The sequence below is a fragment of the Streptomyces iakyrus genome, from assembly GCF_000717055.1.
GTDB classification, from domain to species: Bacteria; Actinomycetota; Actinomycetes; order Streptomycetales; family Streptomycetaceae; genus Streptomyces; species Streptomyces iakyrus.
Map to the genome: position 1 here is coordinate 430642 of NZ_JNXI01000001.1, position 14297 is coordinate 444938.

At 71.9% G+C, this 14297-nt stretch carries 10 protein-coding genes; 5 read left to right on the forward strand and 5 right to left on the reverse strand.

What is annotated here, in order from left to right:
• Positions 1-24: 24 nt before the first annotated feature.
• Positions 25-2772, reverse strand: coding sequence for a pyruvate, phosphate dikinase (gene ppdK / locus OO68_RS01955; protein WP_033306294.1), 2748 nt, complete (start codon positions 2770-2772; stop codon positions 25-27).
• A 406-nt stretch (positions 2773-3178) separates the two neighbouring features.
• Positions 3179-4381: an ROK family transcriptional regulator gene (locus OO68_RS01960; RefSeq protein WP_106974239.1), complete on the reverse strand. Its 1203-nt coding sequence runs from the start codon at positions 4379-4381 to the stop codon at positions 3179-3181.
• Positions 4382-4502: 121 nt separating this feature from the next.
• Between OO68_RS01960 and OO68_RS01965 the strand changes: the two genes are divergently transcribed.
• From OO68_RS01965 to OO68_RS01975, 3 genes are all read left to right on the forward strand, one after another.
• Positions 4503-5912 (forward strand): MGH1-like glycoside hydrolase domain-containing protein, encoded by a 1410-nt coding sequence (locus tag OO68_RS01965; protein WP_033306296.1) that lies wholly within the window; start codon positions 4503-4505, stop codon positions 5910-5912.
• On the forward strand, positions 5912-7849 hold the full coding sequence (locus OO68_RS01970) for an amylo-alpha-1,6-glucosidase (RefSeq protein WP_033306297.1): 1938 nt from the start codon (positions 5912-5914) through the stop codon (positions 7847-7849). Before OO68_RS01965 ends, OO68_RS01970 begins: the two co-directional genes overlap by 1 nt.
• A gap of 154 nt (positions 7850-8003) precedes the next feature.
• The gene (locus OO68_RS01975) at positions 8004-9833 is read left to right on the forward strand and encodes a sulfatase-like hydrolase/transferase (protein WP_033306298.1); all 1830 of its coding nucleotides are present in this window, start codon (positions 8004-8006) and stop codon (positions 9831-9833) included.
• Here the strand turns inward: OO68_RS01975 and dusB are convergent, their stop codons facing one another.
• The gene (gene dusB, locus OO68_RS01980) at positions 9834-10967 is read right to left on the reverse strand and encodes a tRNA dihydrouridine synthase DusB (RefSeq protein ID WP_033306299.1); all 1134 of its coding nucleotides are present in this window, start codon (positions 10965-10967) and stop codon (positions 9834-9836) included. It abuts the gene before it with no gap.
• Positions 10968-11045: 78 nt separating this feature from the next.
• Between dusB and OO68_RS01985 the strand changes: the two genes are divergently transcribed.
• On the forward strand, positions 11046-12491 hold the full coding sequence (locus tag OO68_RS01985) for an MFS transporter (protein ID WP_033306468.1): 1446 nt from the start codon (positions 11046-11048) through the stop codon (positions 12489-12491).
• Between the two features lie 81 nt (positions 12492-12572).
• On the opposite strand, the gene OO68_RS01990 is transcribed toward OO68_RS01985, so the two are convergent.
• Positions 12573-13007: a VOC family protein gene (locus tag OO68_RS01990; protein WP_033306300.1), complete on the reverse strand. Its 435-nt coding sequence runs from the start codon at positions 13005-13007 to the stop codon at positions 12573-12575.
• Between the two features lie 205 nt (positions 13008-13212).
• Between OO68_RS01990 and OO68_RS01995 the strand changes: the two genes are divergently transcribed.
• A complete protein-coding gene (locus OO68_RS01995; protein ID WP_033306301.1) occupies positions 13213-13422 on the forward strand; it encodes a hypothetical protein in 210 nt (69 codons plus the stop codon).
• Positions 13423-13428: 6 nt separating this feature from the next.
• Here the strand turns inward: OO68_RS01995 and OO68_RS02000 are convergent, their stop codons facing one another.
• Positions 13429-14295 (reverse strand): GNAT family N-acetyltransferase, encoded by an 867-nt coding sequence (locus OO68_RS02000; RefSeq protein WP_033306302.1) that lies wholly within the window; start codon positions 14293-14295, stop codon positions 13429-13431.
• Between the last annotated feature and the right edge of the window lie 2 nt (positions 14296-14297).

Sequence of the window (14297 nt, forward strand, 5' to 3'; positions counted from 1 at the left end):
GGCTCCGGGTTCTGCGGGTCCCGGCTAGCGGTGGTCGCTGCCCTGGGACTGGACCGCCGCCCGGCCCGCTTCCAGGCGGGCCACCGGGATGCGGAACGGGGAGCAGGAGACGTAGTCGAGTCCGACCTCGTGGAAGAAGTGGACCGACTCGGGGTCGCCGCCGTGCTCGCCGCAGACGCCGAGCTTGAGATCGGGGCGGGTCTCGCGCCCGGCCTTGGCGGCGAGCTTCACCAGCGAGCCGACGCCGTCCTTGTCGATCGTCTCGAACGGGGAGACGCCGAAGATGCCCTTCTCCAGGTACGCCGTGAAGAAGCTCGCCTCCACGTCGTCCCGGGAGAAGCCCCACACCGTCTGGGTCAGGTCGTTCGTGCCGAAGGAGAAGAACTGGGCGGCCTCGGCGATCTGACCGGCGGTCAGCGCGGCGCGCGGCAGCTCGATCATCGTGCCGATGGACAGCTTCAGCTGCGCACCGGAGGCCGCCTCGACCTCGGCGATGACCTTGTCGGCCTCCTCGCGGACGATCTCCAGCTCCTGGACCGTGCCGACGAGCGGGATCATGATCTCGGCGCGCGGGTCGCCCTTGGCGGCCTTGCGCTCGGCCGCGGCCTCGGCGATCGCCCGGACCTGCATGGTGAACAGGCCGGGGATGACCAGGCCGAGACGCACACCGCGCAGACCCAGCATCGGGTTCTGCTCGTGCAGCCGGTGCACGGCCTGGAGCAGGCGCAGTTCGTTCTCGTGCGGCTCCTGGCGGGACTCGGCGAGGGCCACGCGGACGGACAGCTCGGTGATGTCCGGGAGGAACTCGTGCAGCGGCGGGTCCAGGAGGCGGATGGTGACCGGCAGGCCGTCCATCGACTCGAAGAGCTGCACGAAGTCCTGCTTCTGGAGCGGCAGCAGCTCCTTGAGGGACTCCTCGCGCTCGGCCTGCGTGTCGGCCAGGATCAGCCGCTCCACCAGCTCGCGCCGGTCGCCGAGGAACATGTGCTCGGTGCGGCACAGGCCGATGCCCTGGGCACCGAAGCGGCGGGCGCGCAGCGCGTCCTCGGCGTTGTCGGCGTTGGCGCGCACCCGCAGGCGGCGCTTGCGGTCGGCGAAGGCCATCATGCGGTGGACGGCCTCGACCAGCTCGTCGGCGTCGTCGGCGCCCGGGTGCATCCGGCCCTCGAAGTACTCCACGACCGGCGACGGGACGACGGGTACCTCGCCGAGGTAGACCTTGCCGGAGGAGCCGTCGATGGAGACGACGTCGCCCTCCTCGACGACGTGCCCGCCCGGCACGGTCATCCGGCGGCGCTTGGTGTCGACCTCCAGCTCCTCGGCGCCGCAGACACAGGTCTTGCCCATGCCGCGCGCGACCACGGCCGCGTGGGAGGTCTTGCCGCCGCGCGAGGTCAGGATGCCCTCGGCGGCGATCATGCCGTCCAGGTCGTCGGGGTTGGTCTCACGGCGGATCAGGATGACCTTCTCGCCGGACCGGGACCACTTGACGGCCGTGTAGGAGTCGAAGACGGCCTTGCCGACGGCGGCGCCGGGCGAGGCGGCGATGCCCCGGCCGACCTGCTGGACCTTCGCGTCCTCGTCGAAGCGCGGGAACATCAGCTGTGCGAGCTGGGCGCCGTTGACGCGGGTGAGCGCCTCGGCCTCGTCGATCAGGCCCTGGTCCACCAGCTGGGTGGCGATGCGGAAGGCCGCGCCCGCGGTGCGCTTGCCGACACGGGTCTGGAGCATCCACAGCACGCCGCGCTCGATGGTGAACTCGATGTCGCAGAGGTCCTTGTAGTGGTTCTCCAGCGTCTCCATGATCTGCATCAGCTGGTCGTACGACTTCTTGTCGATACGCTCCAGATCGGCCAGCGGCACGGTGTTGCGGATGCCCGCGACGACGTCCTCGCCCTGCGCGTTCTGGAGGTAGTCGCCGTAGACGCCCTGGTGGCCGGAGGCGGGGTCGCGGGTGAAGGCGACGCCGGTGCCGGAGTCCGGGCCGAGGTTGCCGAAGACCATGGAGCAGACGTTGACGGCCGTGCCCAGGTCGTGCGGGATGCGCTCCTGGCGGCGGTAGAGCTTGGCCCGGTCGCCGTTCCAGGAGTCGAAGACGGCCTTGATGGCGAGGTCCATCTGCTCGCGCGGGTCCTGCGGGAAGTCCCGGCCGGCCTCGGTCTTGACGATCTTCTTGAACTTGGTGACGAGCTTCTTGAGGTCCGCGGCCTCCAGCTCGGTGTCGACCGTGACCTTCTTGGCCGCCTTCGCCGCCTCCAGCGCGTCCTCGAAGAGCTCGCCGTCGACGCCCAGGACGGTCTTGCCGAACATCTGGATGAGGCGGCGGTAGGAGTCCCACGCGAAGCGGTCGTCGCCGGCCTGCTTGCCCAGGCCCTGCACGGACTTGTCGGAGAGCCCGATGTTGAGGACGGTGTCCATCATGCCGGGCATGGAGAACTTGGCGCCCGAGCGCACCGACACCAGCAGCGGGTCGTCGGCCTGGCCGAGCTTCTTGCCCATGCGGGCCTCCAGCGCGTCGAGGTGCGCACTCACCTCGTCACGCAGTGCCGCCGGCTCCTCGCCGCTGTCCAGGTAGGTCTTGCAGGCCTCGGTGGTGATCGTGAAGCCGGGCGGGACCGGAAGGCCCAGGTTCGTCATCTCGGCGAGGTTGGCGCCCTTGCCACCGAGGAGGTCCTTGAGGTCCTTGTTGCCCTCGGTGAAGTCGTAGACGAACTTCACGCCCTCAACGCTCGCGGCCTGCTCGGCTACCGGGAGATCTTTGTTTTCCGACACGGGTCTCGACTCCTCGAGGACGCGGTGGCTGCCCTGACGGGCAGGAACATACCCAGATCAAAGGCGTCTGGGTACGTCCACTTGTGCGTCATGCGCCTGTAACCACTCGTCCGCCAGCGGATCGAAAGTCAAGGCTGAGCAAGCGATCGCAGCCGCATGTTTTCACTTCTTGAACGCAATAGCCTCCCTGAGACCTCCTGAGCGCTCATGTGAGCGGAGTTTCCGCACATTTGATTTCGCTCGATGAACGATCAAAGGGTGGCACTCAGTGCCACCCCTTGGAGAAGTGCAGTCGCCCAAGATCCGCTCATTTGAGCGCAACCCTTATCAGGGGTGGCGAGAATCACGCTGCCACAGCCGCCCGGATTTCACCATGCGGACGCGTCACGGGACCGGAACGCGGCCGTCACACCCCGAGCGCGCGCAGCCGCTCCTCGACCCGCTCGGGCGCGTAGAGGTGCTCCACGACCATCGCACCGGCCCCGACCAGCGCGGCCCGCTCACCCAACCGTGCGGTCACCACCTCCAGGCGGGCGGTGGAGCGGGGCAGCGCCCGCTGGTACAGCAGTTCCCGCACGCCCGTCAGGAAGGGGGTTCCGGCCAGATCCCCGGCGATCATCAGCACGCCGGGGTTGAGCAGGGTCACGACGGTCGCGAGGACCTCCCCGACCCGGCGCCCGGCCTCGCGGGCGAGTCCGACCGCCTCGGGGTGCCCGGCCGCCAGCAGGTCCCGCACGTCCGAGCCGGAGGCCGCCGGCACCCCCGACTCCGCCAGCCGCCGCGCCACCGCGCCACCGCTCGCGACGGCGGCCAGACATCCGTACGAACCGCACCGGCACAGCGCCTCGGCGCCCTCCGGCACCCGGATGTGCCCGATGTCGCCCGCGCCGCCGTCGGTGCCCCGGAAGACCGAGCCGTCCACCACGACCCCGGCGCCGATGCCGGTGGAGACCTTGACCAGCACGAAGGCGGAGCAGTCGGGGTGGCCGGCGCGCTGTTCGCCGTACGCCATGAGGTTGGCGTCGTTGTCCACCAGGACGGGCACCCCGGTGGCGCCCGCGTGCTCGGTGAGCGCCCGGGCCAGCCGGCCCCGTATGTCGAAGCCGTCCCAGCCGGGCATGATCGGCGGCTGGACGACGCGGCCGGTCTCGGAGTCGACCGGTCCGGGCACCGCGAGCCCGGCCCCGCAGACCGCCGCGGCCCCGTGCCCGGTCTTGGCCAGCAACTCGGCGAACCAGCGTCCGAGTTCACCGAGCACGGCGTCCGGCCCGTCCTCGACGACGAGGGTGCCGGAGTGCTCGGCGAGGATCTCGCCGCTCAGCGACAGCACGGCCGCCCGGGCGTGCCGGGTGTCGAGGTCGGCGGCGAGGACCACCGCGTGCTCGTCGTCGAACTCCAGGGTGATGGAGGGGCGCCCGCCCAGCGGGGAGTCCACCGGCCCCCCGGCGCCCTCGCGCAGCCAGCCCGCGCGGAAGAGCCGGTCCAGCCGCTGCCCGACGGTCGCCCTGGACAGACCGGTCGCCTGCTGGAGCGCACCCCGGGTCACGGCGCGGCGACTGCGCACCAGTTCGAGCAGATCGCCGGCACTCGCCTGAACACGTCCCGTCATGCGCACCCCCTTGTGTTTCCCAACCGTGCATTACATATTGGGTTTTGCGTGTTAAATAGACGTAACCCTACGGTAGCCCCTGCCGATCCTGGTCAGGCGTACGTCTTTGGGAGAGCCCCGAGTGGATCGCATCGCCCAGCTCACCACGCGTCCCGCGGGGCGCGAGACCGCATACGATCCGGCCGCCGCCCCGCCTTCCTTGCACGTCAGAGCCGCACAGGTGCTGGAGGGCAACTGGACGGGCGCGTCCACCGTGCCCTCGCGCGGCCTGTATCCGCACCAGTGGTCGTGGGACTCGGCGTTCATCGCGATCGGCCTGCGGCACCTCTCGCCGTTACGCGCCCAGACGGAACTGGAGACGCTGCTCGCGGCCCAGTGGGCGGACGGGCGGATCCCGCACATCGTCTTCAACCCCTCCGTCCCCCTCGACGCGTACTTCCCGAGCCCCGACTTCTGGCGCTCGTCGACCGCCGGGCGCGCGGCGGGCGCCCCGCGCACCGTACAGACCTCCGGCATCGTGCAGCCACCGGTGCACGCGCTGGCCGCGTGGCTGGTGCACATCGCCGACCCGGGCCTGTCCAGGGCGCGCGGCTTCCTCGCCCGGGCGTACCCCCGGCTGGCCGCCTGGCACGACTACCTCCTGCACCGGCGCGACCTCGGCGGGGGCGGGCTGGTGTCCGTCGTACACCCCTGGGAGCAGGGTATGGACAACAGCCCCTGCTGGGACCGCCCGTTGTCCCGGGTCGCTCCGGCCCCGGCCCACTCCTTCCGCCGCGCCGACCTCGCCCACGGCGCCCCCGAGGACCGGCCGACAGATCTGGACTACGGGCGGTACGTGCGGCTGGCGGCCGACTACCGGGACCGCGGGTACGCCGACGGCCCGGGCGACTTCGCCGTGGAGGACCCGGCGTTCAACGCCCTGCTCGCCGCCTCCGAGTACGCCCTGGAGCGGATCGCCCACGAGCTGGGTATGCGCGGCCCGGCGCGGGAGGCCCGCGCGGAGCGCCTGACGGCGGCCCTGGTGGAGCGGCTGTGGGACCCGGCGGCGGGGATGTTCCTGTGCCGGGACGTGCGCGCCGGGGAGCTGATCCCCGAGCGCGGTGTCTCCGGGCTCGTCCCCCTGCTGCTCCCCGCCCTGCCCCGCGGCCTCGCGGCCGCCCTGGTCCGCACGATGTGCGGCCCGCACTTCGGCCTCGGCGGCACGACCCGCCTGGTCCCGAGCTACGACCTGCTCGGCGACGCCTTCGACCCGCACCGCTACTGGCGCGGCCCGGCCTGGTTCAACACCAACTGGCTGCTGGAGCGCGGGCTTCGGCTGCACGGCGAACGCGGCCGGGCCGACGCGCTGCGCAAGGGCATGCTGCACACCGCCGGCGCCTCCGGCTTCGCGGAGTACGTCGACCCGTACACGGCACAGGCCTGCGGTGTCACCGGCTTCGGCTGGAGTGCCGCGCTCACCCTCGACCTGCTGCACGACCGGCCCGCACGGGGCAGGAACGGCCTCACGGCGATCATGGAAGGGGACCGATGATGACGGACCGGCATCATCTGCTCGTGCACGGCCGGACGTTCGCCGCCGTCGGCGACCGCGGCGACATCAGCGGCTACCGGGGCGGCAGCGCCCCGGACGGCCTGTTCGTACGGGACGCCCGGCATCTGAGCCGGTGGCAGCTCACCGTCGACGGGGCGGTGCCCGACACGCTGACGCCGGTGGCCGACGGGGACACCGCGCGCTGTGTGCTCGTCCCGCGCGGCGGCCGCGACGAGCCGCCCGCGTACACGCTTTTCCGCGAACAGGCCGTCGGGGACTCCTCGTTCGTGGAGTCCCTGCGCCTCACCAGCAACCGCCCGGTGCCCACCACGGTCCGCCTCGCGGTCACCGCCGACGCCGACTTCACCGACCAGTTCGAGCTGCGCTCCGACCACCGCACCTACACGAAGGCCGGTGCCGTCCGCTCCCGCCACGTGCTGGAGCACGGCGTGGAGTTCGCCTACCGGCGCGGCGAGTGGCGTTCCGTCACGACCGTGACGGCCGACCCCCGGCCGGACGCCGTGGAGGAGACCGGCACCGGCGCCCGCCGCCTGGCCTGGACCCTGGACCTCGAACCGCACGGCACCGCCGAGCTGACCCTGCGGGTCATGGCCCGCCCGCACGGCGACCGGCGCGCCCTGCGCGTGCCCCGCTCCCCCGCCGCCGTACGGCAGCGACTGCGCGCCCGCGAGGGCGAGTTCACGCAGGGCGTGGACCTCCCCGCCGGCTGGCCCGAGCTGGCCGCCGCCTGCGCCCGGGGTCTCGCCGACCTGGCCGCGCTCCAGGTGCCGGCGACCGGCCCGGACGGCGAGGAACTGCGCGTCCCGGCCGCCGGCGCCCCCTGGTTCCTGACGCTGCTGGGCCGGGACGCCCTGCTGACCTCGCTGTTCGCCCTGCCTTACCGGCCGGCTCTGGCCGCCGCCACCCTGCCCGCGCTCGCCGCCACCCAGGCCACCGGGAGCAGCATCGACGGCATCGCCCAGCCCGGCAAGATCGTGCACGAGGTGCGGCACGGCGAACTGGCCCACTTCGGCCAGGTCCCCTACCGCCGCTACTACGGCTCGGTCGACGCCACCCCGCTGTTCCTCGTGCTGCTCGGCGCGTACACCGAGCACACCGGCGACACCGGCCCGGCGCGCCGCCTCGAATCCCACGCCCGCGCCGCCGTCGGCTGGATGCTCGACCACGGCGGCCTGACCTCGCGCGGCTACCTCGTCTACCGCGCCGACCAGGGCGGCCTCGCCAACCAGAACTGGAAGGACTCCCCCGGCGCCATCTGCTCCGCCGAGGGCACCCGCCCGCACGGGCCGGTGACGGCGGCGGGCGCCCAGGGCTACGCCTACGACGCCCTGCGCCGCACGGCGGTCCTGGCCCGCACCGTGTGGCAGGACTCGACCTACGCGCATCTGCTGGAGCAGGCGGCCGGCGACCTGCGCGACCGTTTCCGGCGCGACTTCTGGATGCCGGAGCACTCCTTCCCCGCCCTCGCGCTCGACGGCAGGGGCGAGCAGGTCGACGCGCTGGCCTCCGACGCCGGGCACCTGCTGTGGTCGGGGCTGCTGGACAAGGAGCAGGGCGAACTCGTCGGACGGCGGCTGCTCGAACCGGACTTCTTCTCCGGCTGGGGCGTCCGCACCCTCGCGGCCGGGCAGCCGGCCTACCACCCGCTCTCCTACCACCGCGGCTCGGTCTGGCCGCACGACAACGCGCTGATCGCGCTGGGCCTGGCCCGCTACGGGCTGCACGACGAGGCCCGTGCGATCGCCCACGGCCTGGTCGACGCGGCGGGCGCGACCGGCCACCGGCTCCCGGAGGTCCTCGCGGGCTACGGCCGGGACACCCACCCGGAGCCGGTGCCGTACCCGCACGCGTGTGTGCGGGAATCCCGTTCGGCGTCGGCCCCGTTGGCGCTGCTCACGGCGGTCGGCGTGGTCTGAGGACCCTGTTGGGCCGCCGTTCGCCGGGTGTTTGCCGAGCGCTGGCCCGGCGGGCTGAACACACCCGAGGAGCCCCCCGTACGGAACGGTGGCGGACCCGCACCCCCACGCGGGTCCGCCACCTCACCGGGCTTTGAACGGGAAGGACCTCCGGGTGCCTGTCTTCACACGCTTCAGCGGGTCGTCACAGCCGGGTGACGGCGTATCCGGGGCCGAGGAAGAACCGGCGGGCGGGGAGCGGGAGGAGGGCGAGAGAGGGGCGACGGCGGCATCCGGTCCGTGCCCAAAGGCCTCACGCTCCTCCCTCGGCCACCGCCTCACCCGCCTGCGCACCTGGCGCACCCGGCACCCCCGCACGGCCCGCGCGCTCCACCTGGCCACCACCGCTCTCGCCGCCGCCCTGGTCCTCGGGGCCCTGCTCCTGCCCAACACCCTCCCCGCCCTCAAGGCGGTCAGCTTCGCGCGGATCCCGGCCGAGGCGGTCATCGGGGCCGTCGTCGTGCTGGCGCTGCCACGGCGGCCCCGGCTGGTGGCGGCGGTGCTGTACGGACTCGGCCTGACCGTCCTGACCACGGTGAACCTGCTCGACATGGGGTTCAACGAGTACCTGGGCCGGGGCTTCAACGCCGCGCTCGACTGGGACCTGCTGCCCGACGCGCAGGCCTACGTCGAGGACACGCTGGGCGGGGGCGTCGCGACGGCCGCCGCCATCGGCGCGGTCGTGCTCGTGCTGCTCGTGGCCGCCGCCATGGTCGCGGCGACGATCCGGCTCGCGACCGTGCTGGCCCGCCACCGGGTACGGGCGACCAAGGGCGCCCTGATCGCCGGCACCGTCTGGGTCACCTGCTCCGCGCTGGGCCTGACCCTGTTCGGCGGGCCGATCGCCTCCGAGCGCGGGGCCGGTGCCCTCCGGGTGCACGCTCAGCGCACGGTGGAGTCGCTGCGGGACGAGGCCGCGTTCGTGCAGCAGTCGAAGGCGGACACCTTCGGCAACACCCCGCCCGGCGAACTGCTCCCGGACCTGCGCGGCAAGGACGTGATCTTCACGTTCATCGAGAGCTACGGCCGCAGCGCCGTCGAGGACCCGATCATGGCGCCGGGCGTCGACCGGACCCTCGACACGAGCACCAAGGCCCTGGAGAAGGCCGGTTTCGCCGCCCGCAGCGGCTGGCTGACCTCGGCGACGTACGGGGGCAGCAGCTGGCTCGGCCACTCCACGACCATGTCCGGCCTGTGGATCGACAACCAGCGCCGCTACCGCACGGTCAGCGCGGGCGACCACCTCACCCTCACCAAGGCCTTCCAGAAGACCGGCGCCTGGGACACGGTCGGCGTCATGCCGGGCGTACAGAAGGGCTGGCCGGAGGAGAAGTGGTACGGCCTCGACCAGCTCTACGACTCCCGGGACCTGGGCTACCGAGGCCCGAAGTTCAGCTGGTCGACCATGCCCGACCAGTACGCGCTGGAGGCGTTCCAGCGGCAGGTGCACGGGAAGAAGCGGGACAAACCGCTGATGTCGTTCGTCATCCTGACCTCCAGCCACCAGCCCTGGGCGCCCCTCCCGAAGATGGTCGGCTGGGACGAACTCGGCGACGGCTCGGTCTTCGACGCGATCCAGAAGGCCGGCAACAAGGCCTCGGACGTCCTGACCGACACCACCAAGTCCCGCGAGGAGTACGGCAGGTCCATCCAGTACTCGGTCACCAGCCTCACCCAGTGGCTGGAGCGCTACGGCACCGACGACACCGTGCTGGTCTTCCTCGGCGACCACCAGCCCATCGCCCGGGTCAGCGGGAACGGCGCCAGCCGGGACGTGCCGGTGTCGATCGTCGCGAAGGACCCGAAGGTTCTGGACAAGGTCGCCGGCTGGAACTGGACGGAGGGCCTCAAGCCCGACCGGGACGCGCCCGTGTGGCGGATGGACTCCTTCCGCGACCGCTTCCTGAAGGCGTTCGGCTCCACGCCGCGCCCCTCCAAGGGCTGATCAGCCGCCGGAGGTGTCCAGCTCGGCGTCCTCGCCGACACCGGCGCAGTCGTAGGGGTCCTTCAGCCAGCCGTCCGGCAGCACCACACGGTTGTTGCCGGAGGTACGGCCGCGGGGCCCGTCGGCGCCGGTGGGCCAGGGCTGGTCGAGGTCCAGCTCGTCCAGGCCGGAGCGCAGTTCCTCCAGGGACGAGGTGATCGCGAGGCGCTTACGCATCTCGGAGCCGACCGCGAAGCCCTTCAGGTACCAGGCGACGTGCTTGCGGAAGTCGATCACGCCCCGGGCCTCGTCGCCGATCCACTCCCCGAGTAGCGTGGCGTGCCGGACCATGACGTCGGCGACCTCGCGCAGGGCGGGGCGGGCGATGTCCTCGGTGCGGCCCTCGAAGGCGGCGACCAGGTCGGAGAAGAGCCAGGGCCGTCCGAGGCACCCGCGGCCCACGACCACGCCGTCGCAGCCGGTATCGCGCACCATCCGCAGGGCGTCCTCGGCCGACCAGATGTCGCCGTTGCCGAGCACCGGGATCTCCGGCACGTGCTCCTTCAGCCGGGCGATGGCCTCCCAGTCGGCGGTGCCGCCGTAGTGCTGGGCGGCGGTGCGGCCGTGCAGGGCGATGGCGGTGACGCCCTCCTCGACGGCGATCCGGCCGGCGTCGAGGAAGGTGATGTGGTCGTCGTCGATGCCCTTGCGCATCTTCATCGTCACGGGCAGTTCGCCGGCGCCGCTGACGGCCTCGCGCAGGATGGCCCGCAGCAGGTTCCGCTTGTACGGCAGCGCGGAACCGCCGCCCTTGCGGGTCACCTTGGGCACCGGGCAGCCGAAGTTCAGGTCGATGTGGTCGGCGAGGTCCTCCTCCGCGATCATGCGGACGGCCTTGCCGACGGTCGCCGGGTCCACGCCGTAGAGCTGGATCGACCGGGGCCGCTCCGTCTCGTCGAAGTGGATGAGCTGCATGGTCTTCTCGTTGCGCTCGACCAGCGCCCTGGTGGTGATCATCTCGCTGACGAACAGGCCCTTGCCGCCGCTGAACTCCCTGCACAGGGTGCGGAAGGGCGCGTTGGTGATCCCGGCCATGGGGGCCAGGACGACGGGGGGCTGGACGGTGTGCGGGCCGATCTCCAGGGGCGTGGACATGCCTCCATTGTGCCGTGCAATGAAACGGCAAAATTCATTAGTTAGCCACACTATCGAAATCGGCCTACGATGGACCGCATGCCCGAGCTCAGTCATCGCCGCCGCATGCTGGTGCTCGCGATCTGCTGCATGAGCCTGCTGATCGTGAGCCTCGACAACACGGTCCTGAACGTGGCCCTGCCCTCCATGCAGCGCGACCTGCACGCGAGCACGTCGGGCCTGCAGTGGACGATCGACGCCTACACCCTGGTCCTGGCCTCGCTGCTGATGCTCGCGGGCTCCACGGCCGACCGGATCGGCCGCAAGCGGGTCTTCATGGCGGGCCTGGTCGTCTTCACCATCGGCTCGGTGCTGTGCTCCCTCGCGCCGAACCTGGAGGCGCTGGTCGCCTTCCGGATGGTCCAGGCGGTGGGCGGCTCGATGCTGAACCCGGTCGCCATGTCGATCATCACCAACACGTTCACCGAGCCGCGCGAGCGGGCCCGGGCGATCGGGGTCTGGGGTGCGGTGGTCGGCATCTCGATGGCCGCCGGTCCTCTCGTCGGCGGCCTCCTGGTCGACTCCGTCGGCTGGCGCTCCATCTTCTGGATCAACCTGCCGGTGGGGCTTGCGGCCCTGCTGCTCACCCTGCGCTTCGTCCCCGAGTCCCGGGCGCCGCGCGCCCGTCGCCCCGACCCGGTCGGGCAGGTGCTGGTGATCGCGCTGTTCGGCTCCCTGACGTACGCGATCATCGAGGCGCCGAGCACTCCGTTCCGGTCCGTCGCGCCGCTGGCCGTCGTCGCCGTGGCCGCCCTGGCGGGGCTGCTCGTCTACGAGCCGCGCCGCAAGGAACCGCTGATCGACCTGCGCTTCTTCCGCTCGGCGCCGTTCAGCGGGGCGACGGTCATCGCGATCAGCGCCTTCGCCGCGCTCGGCGGCTTCCTGTTCCTGTCGACGCTGTACCTGCAGAACGTACGGGGCCTGAGCGCCCTGGAGGCGGGTCTGCGGATGCTGCCCATGGCGGTGCCGACGTTCCTGTGCGCACCGCTGTCGGGCCGCCTGGTGGGCACGCTCGGCCCCCGCCTGCCCCTGCTGATCGCGGGCTTCGCGATGACGACGAGCGGGGTCCTGTTCGCCGCGTTCGAGGCGGAGACCTCGAACGTCAGCCTCTTCGCCGGCTACGTCCTGTTCGGCATCGGCTTCGGGTTCGTCAACGCGCCCATCACCAACACGGCGGTGTCCGGCATGCCGCGCGCCCAGGCGGGTGTGGCCGCCGCGGTCGCCTCCACGAGCCGGCAGCTGGGCCAGACGCTGGGTGTCGCGGTGGTGGGCGCGGTGCTCGCCTCGGGCGTCGGCTCGTCCTCCTACCGCGAGGCGTTCGTGTCGGCGGCGCGGCCCGGCTGGTGGGTCCTCGTGGTGTGCGGCTTCGCGGTGCTGGCGCTGGGGGCGGTGACGAGCGGGCGGTGGGCCCGGGGCACCGCCGAGCGGACCGCCCAGCGGCTGGAGCCGGCGGAGGTACGGCAGACCGTCGGGACGAGCGGCTGAGTCCGGAGCGGCTCGCGGGCCCGGCGGTCGCCGGTGCCGGTGCCGGTGCCGGTGCCGGCCGGTCGTGCGACGCGCATCCGCTCAGTCGAGACAGAACTCGTTGCCCTCGATGTCCTGCATCACGATGCACGACTCGTCGTACTCGTCGGCGAGCAGCACGCGCACGCGTGTGGCGCCGAGCGCGACCAGTCGTGCGCACTCGGCTTCGAGCGTGGCGAGGCGTTCCTCGCCCACGAGCCCGGTGCCGACCCGCACGTCGAGATGGACCCGGTTCTTGACGACCTTGCCTTCGGGGACGCGCTGGAAGTACAGCCGCGGGCCCACGCCCGAGGGATCACCGCAGACGAACCCCGCACCCTGACGCTCGGGCGGCAGCGTGCGGTCGAAGTCGCCCCACGTCGCGAACCCCTCCGGCGGCGGCGGGACGACGTACCCCAGAACCTCGCACCAGAAGCGGGCCAGCCGCTCGGGCTCCGCGCAGTCGAACGTGACCTGGACCTGCCTGATCGATGACATCGGCGCACCCTAGCAGGGCTCTGTCGCTCATCTCCCGGTGAATATCGGCAGGTTGTCGTGCAGGTCGTCGTACGACCTCACGCTCGTCGGCCCTGTCCGGGTCTGAGAACTCGTCCCCGGGGAAACCCCGTTGATGTTGGTCTTGCTGCACACTCCTTGCTGCGAGCAGACCGGAACGCCGGATTTCTCGACGCGGGAGGGCGCCATGACACAGATCGACGCGAGCAAGGTCAGCCGCTGGGACCAGCACGGCCGGGAGCATGTGGTCCGGGTGCGGCGTGCGGGTGTGCAGCGCACGATCAGGTGCGACACCTGCGGCTGGCGCAGAGGCGCGCAGTTCCTGCCCTGGCTGAAGGCGGAGGAGCACCTGGCGGAGGCGCACCAGGCGACGGTGAACCCGGGGTCCGCGGCGTGACACCCCCTAGTAGAGGATCGAGGGCAGGTAGGCGCCGTCGGGCTGGTTGTACAGACCGGTGGTCATCAGGCTCATCAGCTGGACGAGCTTGAGGTCGTGGGACAGGCACCACCTGAGCAGTGCGCTGTCGCTGGTGGGTACGAGGATCCCGGGGCCGCGGAACTGCGGGGCGGCCGCGATCAGGGCCTGGAGGTCCGGGGTGGTCTCGCCGACGGCGTGCGCGAAGAAGGCGAGGTCGGTGGCGTAGCCGGTGACGCGTCCGGCGCGCTCCACGACCCGGGCGGTGCCCTGTTTGAGCGCATCGGCGACCTCGCCGCCGCGGTCGACGCCGTGGACCTGCCGGCACACGTCGTTGCAGGCGCCGAGGTCCGCGTCCGTGGCCTCCCGCACCGCGTACCCGGGCATCTCTTCCCGCAGCGGCGGTCCCTGTACGCAGGCCAGCGTGGCCCGGTGGACGAAGCCCAGGCTCACGTACAGCGAGAACGACCGGTTGTGGTAGCCGGTCTGCAGGAGCCGGATGCCGGGTGCCCCGCGCTCGGTGGCCCTGTCCATGACGTCCCGCATGAGCCGGCGGCCCACTCCCGCGTTCTGCACGGTGGGGTCGACGGTGATGGGCCCGACCCCGACGACGGCCGAGCGTTCGTCGAGGAAGTTGCTGCCCACGATCCGCCCGTCGAGTTCGGCGACGACACTGTAGAACCCGGGGTGGGTGAGGGCGCCCTCCATCAGCGCGACACCCACTTCGGGGCTCGGGAAGTCGGGCGGGAAGGCGTGCTCCTCGGCGATGCCGCTGAAGGCCTCGTAGCAGATCCTTCCGCACTCTGCGGCATCGTCCGCAGTGCCCGGGCGCAGTGTGAGAGCCACGATCGCCATCC

Bases quoted from the DNA above. Each gene is read 5' to 3' on its own strand.
- dusB (WP_033306299.1), bottom strand. From the start codon at position 10,967: ATGTCCACGCCCCTGGAGATCGGCCCGCACACCGTCCAGCCCCCCGTC.
- OO68_RS02000 (WP_033306302.1), bottom strand. From the start codon at position 14,295: ATGGCGATCGTGGCTCTCACACTGCGCCCGGGCACTGCGGACGATGCC.
- OO68_RS01985 (WP_033306468.1), top strand. From the start codon at position 11,046: ATGCCCGAGCTCAGTCATCGCCGCCGCATGCTGGTGCTCGCGATCTGC.
- OO68_RS01990 (WP_033306300.1), bottom strand. From the start codon at position 13,007: ATGTCATCGATCAGGCAGGTCCAGGTCACGTTCGACTGCGCGGAGCCC.
- OO68_RS01960 (WP_106974239.1), bottom strand. From the start codon at position 4,381: ATGACGGGACGTGTTCAGGCGAGTGCCGGCGATCTGCTCGAACTGGTG.
- OO68_RS01970 (WP_033306297.1), top strand. From the start codon at position 5,912: ATGACGGACCGGCATCATCTGCTCGTGCACGGCCGGACGTTCGCCGCC.
- OO68_RS01995 (WP_033306301.1), top strand. From the start codon at position 13,213: ATGACACAGATCGACGCGAGCAAGGTCAGCCGCTGGGACCAGCACGGC.